Consider the following 22,745-nt stretch of genomic DNA (forward strand, 5'->3'; position numbering starts at 1 on the left):
TACGAGGATCTGTACCGCCGCTCGGTGGAGGATCCGGTGTCCTTCTGGGCCGAGCAGGGCAAGATCCTCGACTGGATGGAACCCTACACCCAGGTGAAGAAGACCTGTTTCGATTTCGGTCGCGTCGACATCAAATGGTACGCCGACGGCGTTCTGAACGTCTCTGCCAACTGCATCGACCGCCATCTTGCGCGCAAATCCTTGCAGACCGCGATCATTTTCGAGCCCGACGATCCCAACGAACCCGCCCGCCACATCACCTACAAGGAGCTCTCCGACAAGGTGAACCGCATGGCCAACGTGCTCCTGAGCCAAGGCGTCATGCGCGGCGATCGGGTTGTGATCTACCTGCCGATGATCCCCGAGGCCGCCTATGCCATGCTCGCCTGTGCCCGCATCGGCGCGATCCACTCCATTGTTTTCGCAGGATTTTCCCCGGACGCGCTCGCCAACCGCATCAACGATTGCGGCGCAAAACTCGTCATCACCTCCGACACAGCACCCCGCGGCGGCCGTCGCACGCCTTTGAAGGCCAACACCGACGCCGCCCTGCTGCACTGTTCCGACAAGGTCCGCTGCCTCGTCGTCAAGCACACCGGCGATCAGATCTCCTGGGTGCAGGGCCGCGATGTCGACGTCAAATACCTGATGGAACACGCCAGCCCCGATTGCCCGCCGCGCCCGATGAATGCCGAAGACCCGCTCTTCATCCTCTACACCTCGGGCTCCACCGGCAAACCCAAAGGCGTCGTCCACAGCTCAGGCGGCTATCTGGCCTATGCAGCACTCACCCATAAATACGTCTTCGACTACCACGACGGCGACGTCTTCTGGTGCACCGCCGATGTCGGCTGGGTCACCGGCCACAGCTACATCGTCTACGGCCCGCTCGCCAACGGCGCCACCACCGTGATGTTCGAAGGCGTGCCGACCTACCCCGACGCCGGCCGGTTCTGGGCCGTTTGCGAAAAGCACAAGGTCAACCAATTCTACACCGCCCCCACAGCGCTGCGCTCCCTCATGGGCCAGGGCAACGAATGGGTCGAGAAATACGACCTCTCCTCGCTCAAAGTGCTGGGCTCCGTCGGTGAGCCGATCAACCCGGAGGCCTGGAACTGGTACAACGAGGTCGTCGGCAAGGGGAACTGCCCGATCGTCGACACCTGGTGGCAGACCGAAACCGGCGGGCATCTTCTGACCCCGCTGCCGGGCGCGATCCCGACCAAACCGGGCTCCGCCACCCTGCCCTTCTTCGGCGTGCAACCGGTCATTCTGGATGCCACCACCGGCGAGGAAATGACCGAGACGGAGGCCGAAGGCGTCCTCTGCCTCAAGGACTCCTGGCCCGGCCAGATGCGCACCGTCTGGGGCGATCACGAACGCTTCCAAGAGACCTATTTCCAGCAATACAAAGGCTATTACTTCTCCGGCGACGGCTGCCGCCGCGATGCCGATGGCTATTACTGGATCACCGGCCGCGTCGACGACGTGATCAACGTGTCGGGCCACCGCATGGGCACCGCCGAGGTCGAAAGCGCCCTCGTCGCCCACGCCAAGGTCGCCGAAGCGGCGGTCGTCGGCATGCCGCACGAGCTCAAGGGCCAGGGCATCTACGCCTATGTGACGCTGATGAACGACGTCGAACCCTCCGACGCGCTGCGTGCGGAACTGGAGAAATGGGTCCGCACGGAAATCGGCCCGATCGCCAAACCGGACTTCATCCAATGGGCGCCGGGCCTGCCCAAGACCCGCTCCGGCAAAATCATGCGCCGCATCCTGCGCAAAATCGCCGAGAACGACACAGGCTCCCTCGGCGACATCTCAACCCTCGCCGAACCTCAGGTCGTCGACGAGCTCATTCAGAATTCGCTCTATCACCTCAAGAAGTGAGGATGTACGAAACCGCAATAGAGTTCACATCACGAACAACCTCCGAAAAATCGCAAAGGTCGCCCACTCGGGCGGCCTTTCTTTTTGCAGAAACGCCAGAGCCTCAGCACCGCAGCACCTGATGCCATTCCGCCCGCAGCCCCGCTTGCGGAACAATATGCCAAACCAGCGTCAAAACCGCCGCCGCGCTCAGGTCTTTCGGAAATTTATGACACTGCATGGCAGCCTCTCCTGTTTCAGACCACCAATGTCGCCCCTAAACCCCTTCCAAACGCTTAATTCCCGGGCTTGCCCCTGCAACATTTCATTAAAATTGTCGCAATCCCGGCTTCTCCACAAAAAAGCGCCCTCACAGAGCGCAACCTCCACAGAATCTTAACCTTGATCGGCCCAGCATCCGACATGGACACACGCGAGATCACAGACGAGATCCACTGGGAGGAGCTGGCCGACACGGTCGATGCGCCGCTGTCGCAGCGCTGGCTCTATGGCGAGGCCGCGAAACGCATCGGGCGCGACGCCCGCCGCTTTGTCATCTCGGACGCCCGCAGACCCGTGGCCCTTGCGCAGGTCCTGCATCGCCCTATCCTTGGTGCCAAGATCAGTGTCGCGCTCCGCGGCCCGCTGTTTCTCAACGCCGCGCCCGACAAGGCGACCGAACAAGCGGTGGTTCAAAGCCTGCGCGCCGCCCTGCCCTTTGGCCTCAAACTCATGAGCCCGGACAGCCGCCTGCCCGGCACACTCGGCCGTCTCGGCCTGACGCCCGCGCCCGAAGTGGTGGAACTGGACCTGCGCCCGCCGCTCTCCGACATGCGCCTAGGCCTCAATGGAAAATGGCGCAACGCCCTGAAAAAAGCCGAAAAATCAGACCTGCATGTGACCCGTCTCGCGCCCTCGCCCTCGGTCTTGCGGCCCTATCTCCTGTTGGAAAAACACCAACAGGCGCAGCGGCATTACCGCGGCCTGCCGCCCGAATTCGCCCTCGCTCTGCAAGATGTCGCGCCGAAATCCCTACGGTTGTTCGAGGTGGATGACGCCTTCATGCTGTTCATCCTGCACGGCACCTCGGCCACCTATCAGATCGGTCATACCGGCCCGCGCGGCCGCGCGGCCGCGCGGTGAACGCCCACAATCTGATCCTTTGGGAGGCGATCAAGCGGCTGAAACTCGAAGGCGTGCGCAAGCTCGATCTCGGAACGATCGACACAAGGCGCGCGCCCGATCTCGCCCGGTTCAAGCTGCGCACCGGGGCCACCGCCCGCGTCCTCTCCCCCGCCGCACTGATGTGATCCCCCTCAGCCCAGCTCCTCAATCCCCTGTCCGGTAATATTTCCGCCGCGCTTCCACCTCGATGTCGAGCCGGAGCTGCACCTGCGCAATCCGCCGGATCAGCGCCTTACGAGCCTCCGCCTCCACCGTCTCCTTCAACTGCGCATTCAACGCCTCGATCTCTTTGCGCATTTCGAATTCGCGCGGCACCACACCTGCCTCCGCCATGATGCGAAACCCCGCCGCGTCCGTGTCATTGCCGCTGCGCGTGTTGAGCGGCTTGCCCGCCCCTTTCAGATTGTCGAGTTGTCCCTCGGCCTGCGCTTTGAGGATCTGACGTTCACTGAGAGAAGACCATTTCATCGCGCATCCTTTCGGCTCAATTCGTCAACTTAGTTGACAATATAGGCCGCCTGTCGCACAACCGCAAGAAAAGGACGACGCGATGACAGACATGACAGAGATGAGCCTCGCCGATCAGCTTTACGCAGGCATTCAACTGACCCGACCGCTCCTGCGCAACATCACCGCGCGGGTCGAGCATGACCTCGCGGGCACCGGCATCACCGTCGGCCAGCGCGCCATCCTTGAGGCGCTGCTCACGCTCGGGAAGGCCACCGCACCGCAGATCACCGCGCATCTCGATGTGACGCGGCAATTCGTCGGGCGCGAGATCAAGATTCTGCATGATGAGGGCAAGCTCCTGCGCGTCGACAACCCGCGCCACCGCGCCTCGAAACTCTACCGTCTCTCGGAAGAGGCCCGCGCCATCATCACCGCCATCCGTATCCGCGAAGCCCGCGAGATCGCGGCGTTTTCCAAAGGCTTCACGGCAGAAGAAATCCGGGGGTTCTACAAGATCCTGTCCACGCTCAACCGGGAGTTTTCCCAAATAAAAACCAAGTAAATCATTGTTTAAAATTGGATAATTTCACACCCTGTCCGGATTTTTGAAATTTTCAGGAACCCTGCACGCGTCTCGTTCATTGTCTCTGCATACCACATGCCAACGCATGAGTGAGAGGAGAAAACGATGAAAACCCTGACGCAGAAACTGATGACCACCGCAACCGCGATCACCCTTCTGGCCACCCCGGCGCTTGCCGAGATGACCAGCCAGACAGAGGCAGAGGTCACTTCCGATGACGTCACCATCGAACAGAATGCAGAGGCCGGCGCAACCGCCGACACGGGCATCTGGCAGGAGACCCAGGACGGCGCTGCCGATCTGGCGGACGCCACCGGCGAGGCCGCATCCGAGGCCTGGGATGCCACAAAATCCGGCGCCGAGAAACTTGCCGATGCGCTCGCGACCTTCGGCAATGAGACCGTGACCGAGATCACCGGCACCAAGGTCGTGACCGAGAACGGCACGGACATCGGCGAGATCGACGCCATCGTCACCGCCGAGGGCGGCATTATGGCCGTCGTGGGCATGGGCGGCTTCCTTGGCATCGGCGAGCATGACGTGCTGATCCCGGTGGACGAATTCGCCATGGTCGACGACAGCACCGTGATGATCGAAGGCGCAACCGAGGCCGAGCTCGAGGCCATGCCGGATGTCGATGTCTCCGCCTACACCGAAGTGGAGGGCGACATGACCCTCGAACAAGCGATGAATTCGTAACACGCCCTTTCGCCTGAAGGCGACCCCCCCGCCCGGATGGTCCTCCGGGCGGGGTCTTTTGTCAGAATGTCAAAGACTTACTGAAGCGCCGCGTCGGTGATCTCAAGCGTATAGGCGCCTTCCGGCTCCTTGGTGATCACCGGATCGGAGCCGCCGGACAGGAGCGACGCCACCGTGCGTTCATAGTCCGCAACGTCCAGCGCGCCGTTCGAACCGGCGGTCAGTTTGGCAACCTCGGTCATCATGCGCACCTGATGCTTCATGGTCTGCGCGCCAGTCTCGTCGTATTCGAGCACGATCTCGGCGGCCTCTTCCGGATTCTCCTCGGCGTATTTCCAGCCCTCCATGGAGGCCTTCACGAAACGCACCATCTTCTCCTTGAAGGCTTCGTCGGAGAGGTTCTCTTCGAGCACATAAAGACCGTCTTCCAGCGTCGCCACGCCCTGATCCTCATACTTGAAGGTGATGAGATCGTCGGCGGAAATGCCCGCATCAATCACCTGCCAGTATTCGTTATAGGTCATGGTGGAGATACAGGCCGCCTGCTTCTGCAACAGCGGATCGACGTTGAAGCCCTGTTTGAGCACGGTCACACCGCCCTCGGAGCCATCGGTCGGGATGTCGAGTTTGCCCATCCAGGACAGGAACGGATATTCGTTGCCGTAGAACCAGACGCCCAGCGTCTTGCCCGGAAAATCTTCCGGACCGGTGATGCCCGTCTCTTTCAGGCAGGTCAGCATCATGCCGGAGCTCTTGTAAGGCTGGGCGATGTTCACAACCGGCGCACCGTTTTCACGCGCCGCCAGAGCCGACGGCATCCAGTCGACCATGACATCGGCCCCGCCGCCCAGGAGCACCTGCACAGGCGCAATGTCCGGGCCACCGGCCTTGATCGTCACATCGAGATCCTCGGCCTCGTAAAAGCCTTTCTCCAGCGCCACGTAATAGCCCGCGAACTGGGCCTGGGTGACCCATTTGAGCTGCAACGTCACCTCGTCGGCCGCAAAGGCACCGGAAGCCATGGCGGCGAGAGCGGCAGCGCTCGTCAGGAGTTTCTTCATCGTCTTACAACCTCCAAGTTGTGAATTTGGCCGGGGCGTTCCCCCCCGTGCCATTGCAAATGCGGTTACCCGCGTTGGGACGGGTGCCAGAAGGTCACCCCCTTCTCGATCAACGACACCAGCCCGTAAAACGCCGATCCCGTGACAGCCGCCACCGCAATCTCCGCCCAGACCATATCAAGGTTGAGACGTCCGACTTCGGTGGAAATCCGAAACCCCATGCCTTTGATGGGCGAGCCGAAGAATTCGGCGACAATCGCGCCGATCAGCGCCAGGGTTGTCGCAATTTTAAGCCCGTTGAAAACAAAGGGCATGGCGGCCGGAAGCCGCAGTTTCAACAAGGTCTGACCATAGGACGCCGAATAGGTCCGCATCAGGTCGCGCTGCATCGAATCCGTCGCCTGCAACCCCGCCACCGTGTTCACCAGCACCGGGAAGAACACCATGACCACGACCACGGCAGCCTTGGATTGCCAGTCGAAGCCGAACCACATCACAAGGATCGGTGCGATGCCGACGATCGGCAGGGCCGCGATGAAATTGCCGATCGGCAAGAGCCCGCGCTGCAAAAACGGCGAGCGGTCGATCAGCACCGCAGTGAGCACCGCAGCGCCGCAGCCGATAACATAGCCCGACAGTGCACCCTTGAAGATCGTCTGTACGAAATCCTGCCACAGGATCGGCACGGAGGTCACGAGCCGGGCCCAGATCGCCGAGGGCGCCGGCAGGATGACGGGCGAGACCCCGAACAGCCGCACCACCATTTCCCACAAGAGAATCAAGGTGATGCCAAACAGAACTGGCACGACCCACTGGGTACTCTTGCGCATCGCGAACCGGGTATTGAGCCACCAGAGGCCCAACCAGACCGCAAGGACAAGAAGGACATAAAGCGGTTTCATTGCGCCATCCCCATCTTCTTGAGAACCACCCGTTCAAACACCCCCACCACGATCACAAGCGCGGCCGCCAGCGCCGCGGCGGCGAACAGTGCCGACCAGATCTGGATCGTCTGACCGTAGTAAGACCCCGACAACAACCGTGCGCCAAGCCCGCGTGTCGCCCCGGACGGCAGTTCCGCCACGATGGTGCCCACCAGGGCCGCCGCCACGCCGACTTTCAGCGAGGCGAAGAGATAGGGCATCGAAGACGGCAGGCGCAGTTTCCAGAAGGTTTCCGCGCCGGAGGCATTGTAGGTCTTCATCAGGTCGAGCTGCATCTGATCCGGTGCGCGCAGCCCCTTCACCATGCCCACCACGACCGGAAAGAACGACAGATAGGCCGCGATGATCGCCTTGGGGATCAGCCCGGAAATGCCCATCGAATTCAGAACCACGATGATCATCGGTGCAATCGCCAGAATGGGAATGGTCTGCGATGCAATCGCCCAGGGCATCACCCCCAGATCCATCGCCTTGTTGTGCACGATCCCGACCGCCAGAGCGACGCCGCCCAGCGTGCCGATCCCGAAGCCCAGAAGCGTTGCCGACAGCGTGATCCAGCCATGGAACACGAGCGAGCGTTTCGAGGTGATCTTTTTCGCCACCGTCGTGTCCCAAAGCTCCGCCACCACCTGATGCGGTGCCGGAAGTTTCGGACGCTCCTGCGCCAGCGTGTCTGTCACCAGCGTGCCGAAGGTCACCTCCGTGCCCGCCCGCGCTGCCTGATCATAGGTCCACTGGCTGTTCATCTTGATCGCGGCACCATACCAGACGACCACGATCACGGCGAGAACGGTGAGAACCGGGACGATCTTGTTCATGCCAGGTTCTCCCCAAGACCCTCACGGCAAAGGGGGCTCAGCCACCATGCCTGCGGCAGTTTCCCATGATCAGCCCTGCGACATTTGGCGCCAAAAGAAGCATCGCGGTCGCCGACACGCCTCCGGCACATGTCCGGTGCTTTGCCACGTGGGCCAGGAGGGATTGTCTGTGCCAAATCTCTCATTCTGCATGCCCCGCTCTGAGGCCCTCACGGACCCGGTGGGCGATCTTGATGAACTCTTCACTGTCGCGAATTTCGAGCGGTCGCTCTTTCGGCAGGGTGCTTTCGATCACATCGGTGATCCGTCCGGGGCGTGGCGACATCACGACGATTTTGGTCGAGAGATACACCGCTTCGGGGATCGAGTGGGTCACGAAACCGATGGTCTTGTTGGTCGCCGCCCAGAGTTTCAGAACCTCTTCGTTCAGCTTGTCGCGGACGATCTCGTCCAAGGCGCCAAAGGGTTCATCCATCAGGAGAATTTCCGCATCGAAGGCCAGCGCGCGGGCAATCGAGGCGCGTTGCTGCATGCCGCCGGACAATTGCCAAGGGTATTTCTTGCCAAAGCCCTTGAGGTCCACCAGATCGAGCACCTTCTCGACCCGGGCCGGGATATCCGGCTTCGGGAAATCCATGATTTCGAGCGGCAGGCGGATATTGCCCGCAATCGTGCGCCACGGGTACAGCCCCGCCGCCTGAAACACATATCCATAAGCCCTTGATTTTCTGGTCTCTTCCGGGGTCAACCCGTTGACCGTCAGCGTGCCGCCCGTCGGCGTCTCAAGCCCGGCGATACAGCGCAGAAACGTGGTCTTGCCGCAGCCCGACGGCCCGATGAAGGAGACGAACTCCCCCTTGTCGATCTGGAGATTGACGTCCTTGAGCGCATGCACAGGCCCGTCGTTGGTCTGAAAGGTAAGATCGACGTTCTGCGCGTCGATGACTGGCTTTTTCATTGGCTAATGTCTTTATACTCGCCGCGTTTTCGCGGTCTGTCCCCTGTTGTGCGGGCGGGCCTGAGACGGCCCCACCCTTTTCTTTGCCGTTTGGCTCAGACGCCGGTCACCGGAATGCCAGCGCGTTCCACCGGGCGCGGTGCGGTCAGTTCTTTCCACTTCGACAGCGCCTTGTTCACCGTCGCATTCGGGTCGCGGGCGATGAATTCGCCGTGGCCTTCCTTGGCCTTCAGCTCGCCCTTGTCGACCGCCACATAACCGCGGGTCAACACGTAGCGCGGCAGCGCCGTGACCTCGATCCCCTCAAAGACGTTGTAGTCGATGGAAGACGCCTGTGTCTCGGCGTTGATGGTTTTTGACATCGACGGGTCCATGACAATCAGGTCGGCATCCGCACCCACGAGAACCGCGCCCTTTTGCGGATAGCAGTTCAGGATTTTCGCGATATTAGTGGAGGTTACGGCTACAAATTCATTCATCGTGATGCGGCCCGTTTCTACCCCCATGGTCCAGAGCACCGGCAAGCGATCTTCCAAACCGCCCGTCCCGTTCGGGATTTTCGAGAAATCGCCAACCCCGTAGCGTTTCTGCTCTGTCGTGAAGGCACAGTGGTCGGTCGCCACACAGGACAGAGTGCCCGAGGCAAGCCCGGCCCAAAGGCTGTCCTGATGCTTTTTGTTGCGGAACGGCGGCGACATCACGCGGCGCGCGGCATGATCCCAGTCCTCGTTGAAATACTCGCTCTCGTCCAAGACAAGGTGCTGGATCAGCGGCTCGCCCCAGACCCGTTTGCCATTCATCTTGGCGCGGCGAATGGCCTCGTGGGCCTCTTCGCAGGAGGTGTGCACCACATAGAGCGGCGCGCCCGCCATGTCGGCGATCATGATCGCGCGGTTGGTGGCCTCGCCTTCCACTTGCGAGGGGCGTGAATAGGCATGTGCTTCCGGGCCGGTGTTGCCCTCGGCCAGCAATTTCGTCGTCATCTCGGCGACAAGATCGCCATTCTCGGCATGAACCAAAGGCGTCGCGCCCAGCTCGGCACAGCGTTTGAAAGAGGCGAACATCTCGTCATCGTTCACCATCAAAGAGCCCTTATAGGCCATGAAATGTTTGAACGTGTTGATGCCCTTTTCGGTCACGGTCTTCATCTCGTCAAAGACCTGCTCGCCCCACCAGGTGATCGCCATGTGGAAGGAATAATCGCAGCAAGCCCGCGCCGATTTGTTGTCCCAGACCTTGATCGCATCCAAAAGCGACTGCCCCGGATCGGGCAGCGCGAAATCGACGACCATGGTAGTCCCGCCCGCCAGAGCCGCGCGCGTGCCGGCGTAGAAATCATCCGAGGAATGCGTGCCCATGAAAGGCATTTCCAAATGCGTATGCGGGTCGATCCCGCCCGGCATGACAAAACAGCCCTCCGCATCGAGGATTTCATCGCCCGTCAGGTCCGACCCGATCTCGACGATCTTGCCATCCTCGATTTTCACATCGGCCTTATAGGTCAGATCGGCGGTGACAACCGTGCCGCCCTTGATCACCTTGCTCATCTCATCTCTCCTTGTCGGTCCGGCGGTGCCTTCCATGGGCGCCCTGCCTTCTTTTGTCTTCAAATATCCCGGGGAGCGCGAGGGGCTGGCCCCTCGCCCTTTCTCTCACTCCACGATCTCAGCAGTCTCAAGCACCGCATGCAACAGCACATCGGTCCCCGCCGCCGCCCAATCCTGCGTGATCTCTTCGGCCTCATTGTGCGACAACCCGTCAACACAGGGGCACATGATCATCGTCGTGGGCGCCACAGCGGCGGCCCAGCACGCGTCGTGACCTGCGCCAGAAACAATGTCCATATGCGAATAGCCCAGCGTTTCCGCAGCCTTGCGCACATTCGACACCAGCTCCGGCGTGAAGGTCACTGGGTCGAAATGGCCGACGGGTTCCACAGAACAGCCCACGCCGATCTCTTCGCAAATCTTCGCCGCACGCTCTTCGATCTGGCTGCGCATGGAGGTCAGTTTGGCGATGTCCGGCGTGCGGATGTCGACCGTAAAGACCACTGTGCCCGGCAACACATTGCGCGAGTTCGGCGTGAATTGCATCTGGCCAACACCGCCCACGGCGTTCGGCTGGTGATCCATCGCCACCTCTTGCACCATCTCCAGAATTCGCGCCATGGCGAGGCCTGCGTTGGTGCGCATCGCCATCGGCGTAGACCCAGTGTGCGCCTCCTTGCCGGTGAGCGTGAATTCGAGCCACCACAGGCCCTGACAATGGGTGACGACCCCGATGTCCTTGCCCTCGGCCTCCAGAATCGGCCCTTGTTCGATGTGCAGCTCATAATACGCATGCATCTTGCGCGCACCGACCTTTTCATCGCCTTTCCAGCCGATGCGAGCGAGCTCCTCGCCATAGGTCTTACCTTCGAGATCGGTGCGCCCGTAGGCATATTCCATCGTGTGCTTTCCGGCGAACACACCCGAGGCCAGCATGGCGGGCGCAAACCGCGCGCCCTCTTCGTTGGCCCAGTTGGTGACCACGATCGGGTGTTTCGTCTTGATACCGAGATCGTTCATCGTCCGCACGGCCTCGAGCGCGCCCAGGACGCCCAGAACCCCGTCGTATTTCCCGCCCGTGGGCTGGGTGTCGAGGTGGGAGCCGACGTAGACCGGCAGCGCATCGGGGTCGGTGCCCTCGCGGGTCATAAACATCGTGCCCATGGCATCGACGCCCATCGTCAGCCCCGCCGCTTCACACCAGCTCTGGAACACTTTGCGCCCTTCGGCATCCTCGTCTGTCAGCGTCTGACGATTACAGCCGCCCGCGATGCCTGGCCCGATCTTCGCCATCTCCATCAGACTGTCCCAGAGACGTTCGGAGTTGATCTTGAGGTTTTCACCGGCGGCGGCCATGGGGTTTCCTTTCACATGTCTCATATCGGTCCTGCCAGCGACGGCCTCCCGGCCAGAGAACGGCATGAGGTCCGCACTTCAGCCCTCTCGCACTGCCCTCCCGCCTTGCAGGTTTGACCATTTGGTCAAGGGAACCCTAGCAGCCCCCGGCGAAGATACAAAACCATGCACTTGCCGAAAAACCATGCAAACAGGCCCCAAGTGCGGTTTTAAGGCGATTCCCACTTATGTTTGGCGCTTTTTTTGGCAAACAATAAGCGGTAACGACAGCAGATCGGAGATGGAATGGGAATCGAACGCCAGATGCCGGGACGACAACCACGGACGAGAATCCAGAAAAAGAACACGGAAACCATTCTGGAAGCGGCTTTAGACGTGTTTTCCCAACACGGGTTTCGCGGCTCTACACTGGATCAGATCGCCAAGGCGGCGGGGCTCTCGAAACCCAATCTGCTGTATTATTTCCCTTCGAAAGTGGCGATTCACCGCGAGTTGATCGACGGTTTGATGCAAACTTGGCTCGATCCTTTGCGTAAAATGCAGGCAGAGGGGGAGCCGATCGAAGAGATCCTTGCCTATGTTTTGCGCAAACTTGAAATGGCCCGGGAATACCCCCGCGAGAGCCGCCTCTTTGCCAATGAGATCGTACAGGGCGCGCCCAATATCATGGACAAGATCGAGGGCGAGCTGAAGGATCTGGTCGACGAAAAGACCCAGGTGATCGAGGGCTGGATCTCCGCCGGGCGCATCGCTCCGGTCGACCCCTATCACCTGATCTTCTCGATCTGGGCCACCACCCAGCATTACGCCGATTTCGACGCCCAGATCCGCGGTATCCTCCATCCTGAGGGCGACAGCCATTTCGAAGCCGCCCGCGCCCATCTCGACACGCTGTTCCGCCGGATGCTGACACCGTGAGGCCCGACGCATGGTCCCAGGCGTCTTTCGCGAACGCTATTGGTTAACAACGCTCTCGTTAACCAAGAGCAAATATTCCCGCCGGTATTAACCCTTGAGATACCATAACCCTTTATAAAGGAAGATGGTGGGGGCTCCTGAAAAGAAGGAGCACGAGCATGACCAATGTAACGGGCGTGCCGGCTTTCGGCGGGGGTGGGTTTGCCTTTCGGCAACCTCCCGATCCACCGGAGCCCGCCGTGCCACAAGTCGCGGGAACCGCGCTGAACGGAACGGCAACTTATACCAAAGGGAACGAGCTTCCCGGTCAGAACGGCACAGATGTCAGCTACAACAAGACGACTGCAACGTCTCAGACGCATGCGGTGAACAGCACGATTTCCGACACGGAAACCTTTGCCTTTGGCGAAGACCTGCCGGAGGACATTCTCGTCGGTCCGACACCGGCCTTTCAGGCGTCTGTCCTCGAGGTCGAGTTGGATCTGCGCAATGCTCTGGCCGAGATCGCCGCGAAACGCAGCCAAACTGCCGACGAGGCGGCCATCGCTCCGGCCTCTGCGGCAACCGGAACGGTCCCGGCAGCCACGGCAGAGGGTGTGGATCGGGCCGAAAAGATCGCCAAAGACACCCAAACTGCTCTGACGGCCACACCGTCCGAGGCTCAGGACCCCGAAACCCGTTATGCCGGTCCCGCAGCGGTTCAGAGGACACCTTACGGCGGGTGATCCCGATCACGCGTCAGGATGGCGCGGCTTACACAGATGACCGGACATGGCAACAGGGACCCACGGTTCACTGACCGACCAGCGACGTCCAAAAGAAACCCCGCGCCAAGGGATAAAGCACGGGGTTCAGTGAAACTTTGTCCGAATTTTGCCCCCCCCCCGACAGCCGTCGCTGTTTCGGGGTCTTGGTGCTGCGCGGAAGGTTTCCCCTCCGCGCCGGCTCCCTCATTCTGCGACGCAGGCCGCGACGTTGTTCGGATGGGTCGTCCAGTTGGCATAGTCCCCCACCTTACGGCCCGTGCGCTCGTCCACCTCGCCTTTTTCCAGCGTTTTCATCGTGATACAGCCTTCGACCGGGCAGACATTGACACAAAGGTTGCAGGCGACGCATTCGTCGTCCTTGACCGTGAAGGTCCGGTCCGCGCCCATTTCGATCGCCTGGTGCGAGGTGTCCTCGCAAGCCGCATAGCAGCGCCCGCATTTGATGCAGTCGTCCTGATTGATTACCGCCTTGGTGACATGGTTCAGGTTGAGATACTGCCAGTCGGTGACATTCGGAACCGCCCGCCCGGAAATCTCCGCGACCGAGGTGAACCCTTTCTCATCCATATACTGGCTCAGCCCCGAAATCATCTCCTGCACGATCTTGAACCCATAGGTCATCGCCGCCGTACAGACCTGCACGTTCGACGCGCCAAGGGCGAGGAACTCCGCCGCATCGCGCCATGTGGTCACGCCGCCGATGCCGGAGATCGGCAGACCCGCCGTTTCCGGATTGCGCGCGATCTCGGCCACCATATTGAGCGCGATGGGTTTCACCGCCGGGCCGCAATAGCCGCCATGGGTGCCTTTGCCGTCGATCATCGGCTCAGGGCTGAACGTGTCGAGGTTCACCGAGGTGATCGAATTGATCGTGTTGATCAGGCTGACCGCATCGGCGCCGCCGCGTTTGGCCGCCTCGGCCGGGTAGAGAATATTGGTGATGTTCGGCGTCAGCTTGACGATCACCGGCAGGTCGGTCGTCTCCTTGCACCAGCGCGTCACCATCTCGATATACTCGGGCACCTGCCCCACGGCAGAGCCCATGCCCCGCTCAGCCATGCCATGCGGACAGCCAAAGTTCAGCTCGAACCCGTCACAGCCGGTCTCGGCGATGCGCGGGATGATGCTCTTCCAGCTCTCCGCATCACAAGGCACCATGACCGAGGCAATCAGCGCCCGGTCCGGGTAGTCCTTTTTCACCCGCGTCATCTCTTCGAGGTTCACCTCCAGCGGACGGTCGGTGATCAGCTCGATGTTGTTGAGGCCCAGCAAACGCCGGTCGGCCCCAAAGATCGCGCCGTAACGCGGGCCGGAGACGTTGACCACGGGCGGACCTTCCTCGCCCAGCGTCTTCCAAACCACCCCGCCCCATCCGGCCTCGAAGGCGCGGCGGACGTTGTATTCCTTGTCGGTCGGCGGCGCGGAGGCCAGCCAGAAGGGGTTCGGGCTTTTGATGCCGCAAAAAGTGCTCGTCAGATCGGCCATGGCTCAGCCCTCCATCAGCTTAGCGTGGATGTCTTCTGCGGCGTCGCGACCCTCGGCCACCGCCGTCACGGTCAGGTCTTCGCCGCCCGAGGCGCAATCGCCCCCGGCCCAGACGCCCGCCACGGACGTGCGGCCCACGGCATCGACCGCGATCTTGCCGTCGGTGATTTCGAGCCCTTCCGGCGCGCCATCCAGCGTCTGGCCGATGGCCTTGAACACCTGATCTGCCGGCAGGCGGAAGGTCTCGCCCGTGCCCTTCAGGCTGCCGCCCTCCTCGGAGGTGTATTCGAATTCGACCTCGGCCACCGCCCCGTTGCCGTAGACCGCCACAGGGGCGGCATTATAGAAAATCTGCACGCCTTTCGAGGTCGCGAAATCCTGTTCGTACTCGGAGGCGGACATGCGCGCCCGGCCCCGGCGATAGACCATGGAGACGTTCTGCGCGCCCAAGAGTTTCGCCTGAACAGCGGCATCCACGGCAGTCATGCCGCCGCCGATCACCACGACATTGCGCCCAACGGGCAGTTTCGACAGGTCTGCGGCCTGACGCAACTCGGAGATGAAATCCACCGCATCCAGAACGCCGGGTTTGTCTTCGCCCTCGGCCCGAAGCGCATTGACGCCCGCCAGACCGATCGCGAGGAACACCGCGTCATACTCGGCCTTCAAAGCGTCGAGCGACAGACCGTCACCCAGCTTCTTGCCGTTGACGACGGAAATCCCGCCGATCTGCATCAGCCAGTCGACCTCTTTCTGGGCATAGCCATCGGGCGCCTTGTAAGACGCGATGCCATATTCGTTGAGACCGCCGGATTTGGGCCGGGCGTCAAACATGGTCACGTCATGGCCTTTCATCGCCAAACGGTGCGCAGCCGACAGACCCGCAGGCCCCGCGCCCACCACGGCCACCGTCTTGCCGGTCGGCTCGGCGCGGGCAAACGGATGCACTCCCGCCGCCATCAGCGTATCCGTGGCGTAGCGTTGCAGACGACCGATCTCCACCGGCTTACCTTCCGCCACTTCGCGCACACAGACCTCTTCGCAGAGCGTCTCCGTCGGACAGACGCGGGCGCACATCCCGCCCAGAATGTTCTGTTCGAAAATGGTCTTCGCCGCCGCTTCGGGCGTGCCGGTCAGGATCTGACGGATGAACAAAGGCACGTCGATCGAGGTCGGACAGGCGGTCATGCAGGGCGCATCGTGGCAAAAGTAACAACGATCTGCGGCGACCAGCGCCTCATGGTGATCGAGCACCGGATGCAGATCGGAAAACTGCGCCGGATAGCTTTCCGCAGGCAGGCGTCCGGGCTGAATACCGGGCGTCAACGGCGTGTTGGACATAGGGCTTGCTCCCTGTTGGCTTGCTTTTTATTGTGACTCACCGTGACAGCGGCAGAAATTTTATCAAGCGGTAAAATTTAAGCCCGGTCATTTTCGGTCTTTTCCCAAAGCCCGCGCCACATAATGATGCGCAAGCGCCCAAAACATGAGCAGAGTTTGCCTCGCCGCAACGGCATCTCCCCCCGAAATCGGGTTTTCACGCAACGTCACAGGCCCTATATACGGAGGACAGAAAAGACCAAACCGGGCCCACGAGAAAACAAGAACCGGGCGGGCCATAATCCGAGTGGAACATATGACAAAGCAAAACGACGCCGACGTGGCTTTCATCCAGGCGCTTGCCGAACTCCTCACCGCCAATGATCTCACCGAACTCGAAGTCATGCGTGAATATGGCGACAACGACAGCCTCAACGTCCGCGTGAGCCGCGCCGCGCCGCAGGCCATCGTTCAGACCGTGGCCGCCCCGGCCGCCGTCGCCGCCGCTCCCGTGGCCGCCGCCCCCGCAGCGGTTTCCGTCGCAGCCAACGCTCCCGATCCGTCTGAAGACCCGAACGCCGTGGCCTCGCCGATGGTCGGCACCGCCTACCTGTCGCCGGAACCGGGTGCCGCCGCCTTTGTGAAAATCGGCGATCAGGTCTCCGAAGGTCAGACGCTTCTGATCGTCGAGGCGATGAAGACCATGAACCACATTCCGGCCCCGAAATCCGGCACTGTGAAGCGTATCCTCGTGGATGACGGCCAGCCGGTCGAATTCGGCGCGCCCTTGATGATCATCGAATAAGGGGCACCCCGATGTTCGATAAAATCCTCATTGCCAACCGTGGCGAGATTGCCCTTCGGGTGATCCGCGCCTGTCGCGAGATGGGCATCCAGTCGGTTGCGGTCCATTCCACCGCCGATGCGAACGCCATGCATGTGCGCATGGCCGACGAGGCCGTGTGCATCGGCCCGAACAGCTCGGCCCAGTCCTACCTGAACTTTCCGGCGATCATCGCGGCCTGCGAAATCACCGGCGCGCAGGCGATCCACCCGGGCTATGGCTTCCTGTCGGAAAACGCCGCCTTCGTGCAGATCGTCGAGGACCACGACCTGACCTTCATCGGCCCCTCCGCCGAGCACATCCGCCAAATGGGCGACAAGATCACTGCGAAAGTCACCGCTGAAAAGCTTGGCATTCCGGTCGTTCCGGGCTCCAAGGGCGGTGTGCCCGATGTCGACACGGCGAAGAAAACCGCCGCCGAGATGGGCTATCCGGTGATCATCAAGGCAACCGCCGGTGGCGGTGGTCGTGGCATGAAAGTGGCACTGAACGAGGCCGAGCTGGAAGTCGCTTTCCGCACTGCGCGCTCGGAGGCCAAGGCCGCCTTCGGCAATGACGAGGTTTACATGGAGAAATATCTCCAGAAACCGCGTCACATCGAGGTTCAGGTCTTCGGCGACGGCCAGGGCGGCGGCGTCCACCTTGGCGAGCGCGATTGTTCGCTCCAGCGTCGGCACCAGAAAGTGTTCGAAGAGGCCCCCGGCCCCTGCATCACGCCCGAAGAGCGCGCCCGCATTGGCGGCATCTGTGCCAAGGCCATCGCCGAGATGGGCTATAAGGGCGCGGGCACCATCGAATTCCTCTACGAGGACGGAGAGTTCTATTTCATCGAGATGAACACCCGTCTTCAGGTGGAACACCCGGTGACCGAGGCGATCTTCGGTCAGGACCTCGTGCGCGAACAGATCCTCGTGGCCTCTGGCGAAAAGCTGTCCTTCTCGCAGGACGATCTGAAGATCAACGGCCACGCCATCGAAGTGCGGATCAATGCCGAGCGCCTGCCGAATTTCGCCCCCTGCCCCGGCAAGGTGACGCAATACCACGCGCCCGGCGGTCTTGGCGTGCGGATGGATTCGGCGCTCTACACCGGCTATTCGATCCCACCCTATTACGACAGCCTGATCGGCAAGCTGATCGTGCACGGGCGCGACCGGGACGAAGCGCTGGCGCGGCTCAACCGCGCGCTTGGCGAGTTGATCGTCGACGGTGTGGACACCACATTGCCGCTGTTCAACGCGCTGTTGCAGGACAAGGACATCCAGTCCGGGGATTACAACATCCACTGGCTGGAAAAATGGCTCGCTGCCCAGTTCGGCTGAGTTCTACCCTTCCGGGATCAAAGGCCGCCTCACCGGGCGGCCTTTTCTTTTGCCCGAAACCGCGTCAAATTCGCGTCATGAACCACATCGAACTGACCCCGGAGCTGATCCTGCAAGCCTATGCCAATGGCGTCTTTCCCATGGCCGAAAGTCGCGACGACGACAGCCTGTTCTGGGTCGATCCCCGCGACCGGGGCATCCTTCCGCTGGACGGCTTCCACATTTCGCGCTCGCTCGCGCGGCTGATCCGACAGGACCGATACCGGGTAACGCTCAACCGCGATTTCATCGGCGTAATGGAAGGCTGCGCCGACCGGGAGGAAACCTGGATCAACGCCACAATCTTCGATCTCTACTGTGAACTTCACGACATGGGCTTTGGCCATTCGGTCGAGCTATGGGACGAGGACCGTCTTGTCGGCGGCACCTATGGCCTTGCGCTTGGCACGGCGTTTTTCGGCGAAAGCATGTTCTCGCGCGTGCCCAGTGCCTCGAAAATCGTGTTGGCCTATCTCGTGGCCCGGCTGCGCCTCACCGGCTTTACCCTGTTCGACACGCAATTCCTGACCGAGCATCTCGCCAGCCTCGGCGGCATCGAGATTTCCCGCGCCGAGTACCGCGTGCGGCTGCGCAAAGCCTTGGAAACACGCGCGGATTTGACGGTGCTTCCGGCCCCGCTCACTCCTGAGCTTGTGCTGTCGGAATGTCGCAGGTGAGCGGCCAGATGTCGTAACGCGGGTGATCCATGGCGTTGAGCGCTGGCGAGGACGCGATCATCCAGCCGGAAAACACCGGCGCCTCGATGCCTTGCGCGCGCACGACGAGATAGGCGTAGGCATTCCCCGAGGGGTTGTCCGCCGGGTAGCGGCAATCGCCCAGAAACACCTCAATCCGGCCGAAGCTGGCGCTCTGCCCGGTCTCGAGCGTCAAATCCCTGACCGCGCCGGTGAGCTTGTCGAGCGCCCGCACCGCCGCCCCGGAAGAGGAAACGACATGCTCCTGAATTTCGGTGGTGATGTCGCGCAGCTCCTGCTGGAAATCACCGTTCGGGAGATTTTGCAGATCCTCGAGAGACAGCCCCCCCGCGCCGAACCCACCGACATTATCGCCCTCGTCGAGCGGCTGGATGGTGATCTGGTCGAGCCCGGTTTCGAGATCGTCGTCAAACCCGCCCTCCTGCGCAAACGCCGGAGCGGTCGCGATCAGAGCCACCCCGATGACAGCCACCCAACGCGTCATTCCGCACTCCCCTCATCACTGCCGGTGACGAATTTCAGCAAGAGGTTGATCAGGCTGACCGAGCCCTGTGTGTCGGCGATCACCTGACCGTCCTCGAAATTGAACATCGAGCCGCCCGGCACCAGTTCGACGAAATTGCCGCCCAGAAGCCCTTCGGAGGAAATCATCGCCGCCGTGTCATCGGGCAACAGCACATCGCCATCGAGCGTCAGTTGCGCCTCGGCGCGAAACGTGTCGCGGTTGAGATCGAGCCCGGATACCGTGCCGATCTTGACCCCCGCCAGCCGCACATCCGTGCCGGTGGAAATCCCCTCGGCGGAGCGGAAGGAGGCGGTCAGGTTGTAGTGATCGGGAGCGGAGACGCCAAAGCCAGTGACCTGTCCGGCGTAGACCAGAAAGCCAAGCGCGAGCGCGATAACGCCCGCACCGACCGCGACCTCTGTCGGATTCTCGGCCATTATTCCGGCTGCCAGGCCTCGTAGTCACGCCGCTCGACAGGCTGGGCGCGACGGATGGAGCCAGCGGGCGCATAGGCGGCGGGCGTACCGGTCAGGTTCTCGACATGCTCCTTTTCCCACGGTTTGTGGGCGAGCGGTTCGTGACCGGGGTGGTTCGCAAACGTATGGTGCAGCCAGCCATGCCAGTCGGGGCTGATGCGGGAGGCTTCGATTTCGCCATTGTAGACCACCCAGCGGCGGGTATCGGCCTCATTGCGGTAGAATTTGTTGCCCTGAGCGTCTTCACCGACCTTGACGCCGTGACGCCAGGTGAAGAATTGGGTGCCGATGGTCCCGTCTTTCCACCAGATGAGAGAGCGCAGAGCCGTGTTCAAAATCCCCATGACGTCGTCACCTTTCGAATGTCGCTTGGTCTTTCTATGGACCATCCGGGCGCGGAGGTCCAGAGGGGAGCGCCACGCCTTGCGGGTTTTCGAAACGGCCCGCCCCGCCAAAGCAAAACCCCGCCGATCGGGGCGGGGTTTCAGATCTCAGGACGCGGTCGCTTCCTTGCTCTTTTCCTCGTCGGAATAGATCATCAGCGGCTTCGCGGGCGAGGTCACCGCTTCTTCGTTGACCACCACCTCGGTTACATTGTCCATGCCCGGAAGTTCGAACATCGTGTCGAGCAGGATGTCCTCGAGAATGGAGCGCAGCCCCCGCGCGCCGGTCTTGCGCTCGATTGCGCGTTTGGCAATGGCCGTGAGCGCCTCTTCCGTGAAGGACAGTTTCGCATCTTCCAGTTCGAACAGGCGCTGATACTGTTTCACCAGCGCGTTTTTCGGCTCTGTCAGGATGGTGACCAGCGCGTCTTCGTCAAGGTCTTCGAGCGTGGCGAGCACCGGCAGACGTCCGACGAATTCCGGGATCAGGCCGAATTTCAGCAGATCTTCGGGCTCGAGTTCCTTGAACAGCTCACCGACGCCGCGGCTGTCATTGTCCTTCACATCGGCGCCAAAGCCCATCGCCGTGCCCTTGTTGCGCTGCGCGATGATGCGGTCGAGACCGGCAAAGGCACCGCCACAGATGAACAGGATGTTCGTCGTGTCGACCTGGAGGAATTCCTGCTGCGGGTGTTTGCGCCCACCCTGCGGCGGCACGGAGGCGACGGTGCCTTCCATGATTTTCAAGAGCGCCTGCTGCACGCCCTCGCCCGACACGTCGCGGGTGATCGAGGGGTTGTCGGATTTGCGGGTGATCTTGTCGACCTCGTCGATATAGACGATGCCGCGCTGCGCGCGCTCGACGTTATATTCGGACGCCTGCAAAAGCTTGAGAATGATGTTTTCCACATCCTCGCCCACATAACCGGCTTCGGTCAGCGTGGTTGCGTCGGCCATGGTGAAGGGCACGTCGAGGATGCGTGCCAGCGTCTGGGCCAAAAGCGTCTTGCCGCAACCGGTCGGGCCGATCAGCAGAATGTTCGACTTGGCAAGCTCGATGTCCCCCGCGCCTTTCGCGGCGTGGTTGAGACGTTTGTAATGGTTGTGCACGGCCACCGAGAGCACGCGTTTGGCGCGCGCCTGACCGATCACGTAATCGTCCAGAACCTGGCAGATTTCCTGCGGCGAGGGCACGCCTTCGGAGGATTTCAGCCCGGAGGTCTTGGTCTCTTCGCGGATGATATCCATGCAAAGTTCGACGCATTCGTCACAGATGAAAACGGTCGGACCCGCAATCAGCTTGCGCACCTCGTGCTGGCTCTTGCCGCAGAACGAGCAGTAGAGCGTATTTTTGCTGTCGCCACTGGACGAATTGCTCATCACATTCCCCTGAGCCCGGGCGGGCTCTCTAACGTTGCCTCTCCGACCGGTGCGACCCGGACGGGTATTCTCGTCACGGCTCAGGTCCCCTTGAGCCGCAGGCCTCCCGAAGGGAGACCGAATTTCGCATTTGTCCCCGAAAGTGTAGGACAGCGGTTTTTCAGGCACAATGGCAAAATCCCATTCGCCTTAATCACCGCGCCTTGACGGGCGAAGCGCGCCGGACTGTTTCAGCCCGCCGCGCCGTTTGTTTTCAAAGCCCGTCTCAGTCCTCGACCGGCGCGCGGCTTTCGACGATCTCGTCGATCAGGCCGAAGTCTTTCGCATCCTCGGGCGACATGAAATTGTCGCGCTCGAGCGCATCGACCACGGTCTGGAGTTCCTGCCCCGTGTGCTTCACATAAATCTGGTTGAGGCGATCCTTGAGCTTTTGCGTCTCTTGCGCATGGATCATGATGTCGGTCGCCTGACCTTGGTAGCCCCCCGAAGGCTGGTGCACCATGACGCGGGAGTTCGGCAGCGAGAAGCGCATGCCCTTCTCGCCAGCGGTCAGGAGAAGCGAGCCCATGGAGGCCGCCTGCCCCATCACGAGCGTCGAGACCTTCGGACGGATGTATTGCATCGTGTCGTAGATCGACAGACCGGAGGTCACGACACCGCCCGGGCTGTTGATATACATGGCGATTTCTTTTTTCGGGTTCTCGGCCTCGAGAAACAGCAACTGGGCGCAGATCAGCGAGGACATGCCGTCATGCACCGGGCCGTTGAGAAAGATGATACGCTCTTTCAGGAGCCGCGAGAAGATGTCATAGGCCCGCTCACCACGGCTCGTCTGTTCGACCACCATGGGAACGAGGGTGTTCATGTAGGTATCAATCGGATCTTTCATCGGGCCCTGCCTGTTGTGTCAACTGATGTGTTAGCGCGGAAGTGTTACCTGAGTCTTAGTGTTGGACCGGGGGGGCTGCAAGAGCGCCTGAACCTTGGGCGAACGCCGCTGTGTGCCAGAGCCCCCGCCTTTGCCGGGGGCCAGCCGGAACGAATCCGATATTTAATTTTAAAAACAATGCATTAATGATCTATTGCATCACAGAACACTGCCCCGGACACAATTACTTGCGTC

24 protein-coding genes are annotated in these 22,745 nt (G+C 61.3%); 10 read left to right on the top strand and 14 right to left on the bottom strand.

Annotated elements, in window-relative coordinates; all coding sequences use genetic code 11:
- From acs to NH195_RS21365, 3 genes are all read left to right on the top strand, one after another.
- On the top strand, positions 1 to 1,890 hold a 1,890-nt coding region (acs, locus tag NH195_RS19545), incomplete at its 5' end, for an acetate--CoA ligase (RefSeq protein ID WP_066711094.1).
- Positions 1,891 to 2,292: 402 nt separating this feature from the next.
- Positions 2,293 to 3,012 carry a hypothetical protein gene (locus NH195_RS19550; protein ID WP_066711096.1) on the top strand — a complete coding sequence of 240 codons (720 nt, stop codon included), beginning with the start codon at positions 2,293 to 2,295 and terminating at the stop codon, positions 3,010 to 3,012.
- Positions 3,009 to 3,179 carry a hypothetical protein gene (locus NH195_RS21365; RefSeq protein ID WP_155846249.1) on the top strand — a complete coding sequence of 57 codons (171 nt, stop codon included), beginning with the start codon at positions 3,009 to 3,011 and terminating at the stop codon, positions 3,177 to 3,179. Before NH195_RS19550 ends, NH195_RS21365 begins: the two co-directional genes overlap by 4 nt.
- A 19-nt stretch (positions 3,180 to 3,198) precedes the next feature.
- Here the strand turns inward: NH195_RS21365 and NH195_RS19555 are convergent, their stop codons facing one another.
- Positions 3,199 to 3,522, bottom strand: coding sequence for a DnaJ family domain-containing protein (locus NH195_RS19555; protein WP_066711098.1), 324 nt, complete (start codon positions 3,520 to 3,522; stop codon positions 3,199 to 3,201).
- An 82-nt stretch (positions 3,523 to 3,604) separates the two neighbouring features.
- Here NH195_RS19555 and NH195_RS19560 point away from each other — a divergent pair, with 82 nt between their 5' ends.
- Both NH195_RS19560 and NH195_RS19565 read left to right on the top strand, forming a co-directional pair.
- A complete protein-coding gene (locus NH195_RS19560) occupies positions 3,605 to 4,066 on the top strand; it encodes a MarR family winged helix-turn-helix transcriptional regulator (RefSeq protein WP_066711100.1) in 462 nt (153 codons plus the stop codon).
- A 126-nt stretch (positions 4,067 to 4,192) separates the two neighbouring features.
- Complete coding sequence (locus NH195_RS19565; RefSeq protein ID WP_066711103.1) at positions 4,193 to 4,786, top strand: PRC-barrel domain-containing protein; 594 nt, start codon at positions 4,193 to 4,195, stop codon at positions 4,784 to 4,786.
- Positions 4,787 to 4,863: 77 nt separating this feature from the next.
- On the opposite strand, the gene NH195_RS19570 is transcribed toward NH195_RS19565, so the two are convergent.
- The 6 genes from NH195_RS19570 to NH195_RS19595 all read right to left on the bottom strand — a co-directional run bounded on the left by NH195_RS19570 (position 4,864) and on the right by NH195_RS19595 (position 11,470).
- Complete coding sequence (locus NH195_RS19570) at positions 4,864 to 5,847, bottom strand: ABC transporter substrate-binding protein (RefSeq protein ID WP_066711105.1); 984 nt, start codon at positions 5,845 to 5,847, stop codon at positions 4,864 to 4,866.
- 65 nt (positions 5,848 to 5,912) lie between these two features.
- Positions 5,913 to 6,749: an ABC transporter permease gene (locus tag NH195_RS19575; protein WP_081424034.1), complete on the bottom strand. Its 837-nt coding sequence runs from the start codon at positions 6,747 to 6,749 to the stop codon at positions 5,913 to 5,915.
- Entirely contained in the window at positions 6,746 to 7,609 is an 864-nt protein-coding gene (locus tag NH195_RS19580) for an ABC transporter permease (RefSeq protein ID WP_066711108.1), read from the bottom strand. Before NH195_RS19580 ends, NH195_RS19575 begins: the two co-directional genes overlap by 4 nt.
- A 181-nt stretch (positions 7,610 to 7,790) precedes the next feature.
- Positions 7,791 to 8,567, bottom strand: a complete 777-nt coding sequence (locus NH195_RS19585) for an ABC transporter ATP-binding protein (RefSeq protein WP_066711110.1) — start codon at positions 8,565 to 8,567, stop codon at positions 7,791 to 7,793.
- Positions 8,568 to 8,662: 95 nt separating this feature from the next.
- Complete coding sequence (gene hydA / locus NH195_RS19590) at positions 8,663 to 10,114, bottom strand: dihydropyrimidinase (protein ID WP_066711112.1); 1,452 nt, start codon at positions 10,112 to 10,114, stop codon at positions 8,663 to 8,665.
- Between the two features lie 105 nt (positions 10,115 to 10,219).
- A complete protein-coding gene (locus NH195_RS19595; protein ID WP_066711114.1) occupies positions 10,220 to 11,470 on the bottom strand; it encodes a Zn-dependent hydrolase in 1,251 nt (416 codons plus the stop codon).
- 285 nt (positions 11,471 to 11,755) lie between these two features.
- Here NH195_RS19595 and NH195_RS19600 point away from each other — a divergent pair, with 285 nt between their 5' ends.
- Both NH195_RS19600 and NH195_RS19605 read left to right on the top strand, forming a co-directional pair.
- The gene (locus NH195_RS19600; RefSeq protein WP_081424035.1) at positions 11,756 to 12,388 is read left to right on the top strand and encodes a TetR family transcriptional regulator C-terminal domain-containing protein; all 633 of its coding nucleotides are present in this window, start codon (positions 11,756 to 11,758) and stop codon (positions 12,386 to 12,388) included.
- A gap of 158 nt (positions 12,389 to 12,546) precedes the next feature.
- Entirely contained in the window at positions 12,547 to 13,113 is a 567-nt protein-coding gene (locus tag NH195_RS19605) for a hypothetical protein (protein ID WP_066711116.1), read from the top strand.
- 225 nt (positions 13,114 to 13,338) lie between these two features.
- Here the strand turns inward: NH195_RS19605 and preA are convergent, their stop codons facing one another.
- Together preA and NH195_RS19615 are read right to left on the bottom strand one after the other, a co-directional pair.
- Entirely contained in the window at positions 13,339 to 14,640 is a 1,302-nt protein-coding gene (gene preA, locus NH195_RS19610; RefSeq protein ID WP_066711118.1) for an NAD-dependent dihydropyrimidine dehydrogenase subunit PreA, read from the bottom strand.
- 3 nt (positions 14,641 to 14,643) lie between these two features.
- On the bottom strand, positions 14,644 to 15,981 hold the full coding sequence (locus NH195_RS19615) for an NAD(P)-dependent oxidoreductase (RefSeq protein WP_066711121.1): 1,338 nt from the start codon (positions 15,979 to 15,981) through the stop codon (positions 14,644 to 14,646).
- Between the two features lie 295 nt (positions 15,982 to 16,276).
- Here NH195_RS19615 and accB point away from each other — a divergent pair, with 295 nt between their 5' ends.
- From accB to aat, 3 genes are all read left to right on the top strand, one after another.
- On the top strand, positions 16,277 to 16,765 hold the full coding sequence (gene accB, locus NH195_RS19620; RefSeq protein WP_066711123.1) for an acetyl-CoA carboxylase biotin carboxyl carrier protein: 489 nt from the start codon (positions 16,277 to 16,279) through the stop codon (positions 16,763 to 16,765).
- A gap of 11 nt (positions 16,766 to 16,776) precedes the next feature.
- A complete protein-coding gene (accC, locus tag NH195_RS19625) occupies positions 16,777 to 18,123 on the top strand; it encodes an acetyl-CoA carboxylase biotin carboxylase subunit (RefSeq protein ID WP_066711125.1) in 1,347 nt (448 codons plus the stop codon).
- 86 nt (positions 18,124 to 18,209) lie between these two features.
- Entirely contained in the window at positions 18,210 to 18,839 is a 630-nt protein-coding gene (gene aat, locus NH195_RS19630) for a leucyl/phenylalanyl-tRNA--protein transferase (RefSeq protein WP_066711277.1), read from the top strand.
- On the opposite strand, the gene NH195_RS21855 is transcribed toward aat, so the two are convergent.
- The 5 genes from NH195_RS21855 to NH195_RS19655 all read right to left on the bottom strand — a co-directional run bounded on the left by NH195_RS21855 (position 18,802) and on the right by NH195_RS19655 (position 22,511).
- Positions 18,802 to 19,362: a DUF2155 domain-containing protein gene (locus NH195_RS21855; RefSeq protein WP_081424036.1), complete on the bottom strand. Its 561-nt coding sequence runs from the start codon at positions 19,360 to 19,362 to the stop codon at positions 18,802 to 18,804. The genes aat and NH195_RS21855 overlap by 38 nt on opposite strands.
- Positions 19,359 to 19,820: an outer membrane lipid asymmetry maintenance protein MlaD gene (mlaD, locus tag NH195_RS19640; protein ID WP_066711127.1), complete on the bottom strand. Its 462-nt coding sequence runs from the start codon at positions 19,818 to 19,820 to the stop codon at positions 19,359 to 19,361. The genes NH195_RS21855 and mlaD overlap by 4 nt, the downstream gene beginning before the upstream one ends.
- Entirely contained in the window at positions 19,820 to 20,203 is a 384-nt protein-coding gene (locus tag NH195_RS19645; RefSeq protein WP_066711129.1) for an NADH:ubiquinone oxidoreductase subunit NDUFA12, read from the bottom strand. Before NH195_RS19645 ends, mlaD begins: the two co-directional genes overlap by 1 nt.
- Before the next feature lie 147 nt (positions 20,204 to 20,350).
- Positions 20,351 to 21,622 (bottom strand): ATP-dependent Clp protease ATP-binding subunit ClpX, encoded by a 1,272-nt coding sequence (gene clpX, locus NH195_RS19650; RefSeq protein WP_066711131.1) that lies wholly within the window; start codon positions 21,620 to 21,622, stop codon positions 20,351 to 20,353.
- Positions 21,623 to 21,887: 265 nt separating this feature from the next.
- On the bottom strand, positions 21,888 to 22,511 hold the full coding sequence (locus tag NH195_RS19655; RefSeq protein WP_066711133.1) for an ATP-dependent Clp protease proteolytic subunit: 624 nt from the start codon (positions 22,509 to 22,511) through the stop codon (positions 21,888 to 21,890).
- Positions 22,512 to 22,745 lie beyond the last annotated feature (234 nt).

Source organism: Celeribacter ethanolicus, from assembly GCF_001550095.1.
In the GTDB taxonomy this organism is placed as follows: Bacteria; Pseudomonadota; Alphaproteobacteria; order Rhodobacterales; family Rhodobacteraceae; genus Celeribacter; species Celeribacter ethanolicus.

Excerpts from the sequence above, each read along its gene's own strand:
- NH195_RS19550 (WP_066711096.1), top strand. The coding sequence starts at position 2,293 with ATGGACACACGCGAGATCACAGACGAGATCCACTGGGAGGAGCTGGCC.
- NH195_RS19555 (WP_066711098.1), bottom strand. The coding sequence starts at position 3,522 with ATGAAATGGTCTTCTCTCAGTGAACGTCAGATCCTCAAAGCGCAGGCC.
- NH195_RS19560 (WP_066711100.1), top strand. The coding sequence starts at position 3,605 with ATGACAGACATGACAGAGATGAGCCTCGCCGATCAGCTTTACGCAGGC.
- NH195_RS19565 (WP_066711103.1), top strand. The coding sequence starts at position 4,193 with ATGAAAACCCTGACGCAGAAACTGATGACCACCGCAACCGCGATCACC.
- NH195_RS19570 (WP_066711105.1), bottom strand. The coding sequence starts at position 5,847 with ATGAAGAAACTCCTGACGAGCGCTGCCGCTCTCGCCGCCATGGCTTCC.
- NH195_RS19575 (WP_081424034.1), bottom strand. The coding sequence starts at position 6,749 with ATGAAACCGCTTTATGTCCTTCTTGTCCTTGCGGTCTGGTTGGGCCTC.
- NH195_RS19580 (WP_066711108.1), bottom strand. The coding sequence starts at position 7,609 with ATGAACAAGATCGTCCCGGTTCTCACCGTTCTCGCCGTGATCGTGGTC.
- NH195_RS19585 (WP_066711110.1), bottom strand. The coding sequence starts at position 8,567 with ATGAAAAAGCCAGTCATCGACGCGCAGAACGTCGATCTTACCTTTCAG.
- hydA (WP_066711112.1), bottom strand. The coding sequence starts at position 10,114 with ATGAGCAAGGTGATCAAGGGCGGCACGGTTGTCACCGCCGATCTGACC.
- NH195_RS19595 (WP_066711114.1), bottom strand. The coding sequence starts at position 11,470 with ATGGCCGCCGCCGGTGAAAACCTCAAGATCAACTCCGAACGTCTCTGG.
- NH195_RS19600 (WP_081424035.1), top strand. The coding sequence starts at position 11,756 with ATGGGAATCGAACGCCAGATGCCGGGACGACAACCACGGACGAGAATC.
- NH195_RS19605 (WP_066711116.1), top strand. The coding sequence starts at position 12,547 with ATGACCAATGTAACGGGCGTGCCGGCTTTCGGCGGGGGTGGGTTTGCC.
- preA (WP_066711118.1), bottom strand. The coding sequence starts at position 14,640 with ATGGCCGATCTGACGAGCACTTTTTGCGGCATCAAAAGCCCGAACCCC.
- NH195_RS19615 (WP_066711121.1), bottom strand. The coding sequence starts at position 15,981 with ATGTCCAACACGCCGTTGACGCCCGGTATTCAGCCCGGACGCCTGCCT.
- accB (WP_066711123.1), top strand. The coding sequence starts at position 16,277 with ATGACAAAGCAAAACGACGCCGACGTGGCTTTCATCCAGGCGCTTGCC.
- accC (WP_066711125.1), top strand. The coding sequence starts at position 16,777 with ATGTTCGATAAAATCCTCATTGCCAACCGTGGCGAGATTGCCCTTCGG.
- NH195_RS21855 (WP_081424036.1), bottom strand. The coding sequence starts at position 19,362 with ATGACGCGTTGGGTGGCTGTCATCGGGGTGGCTCTGATCGCGACCGCT.
- mlaD (WP_066711127.1), bottom strand. The coding sequence starts at position 19,820 with ATGGCCGAGAATCCGACAGAGGTCGCGGTCGGTGCGGGCGTTATCGCG.
- NH195_RS19645 (WP_066711129.1), bottom strand. The coding sequence starts at position 20,203 with ATGGGGATTTTGAACACGGCTCTGCGCTCTCTCATCTGGTGGAAAGAC.
- clpX (WP_066711131.1), bottom strand. The coding sequence starts at position 21,622 with ATGAGCAATTCGTCCAGTGGCGACAGCAAAAATACGCTCTACTGCTCG.
- NH195_RS19655 (WP_066711133.1), bottom strand. The coding sequence starts at position 22,511 with ATGAAAGATCCGATTGATACCTACATGAACACCCTCGTTCCCATGGTG.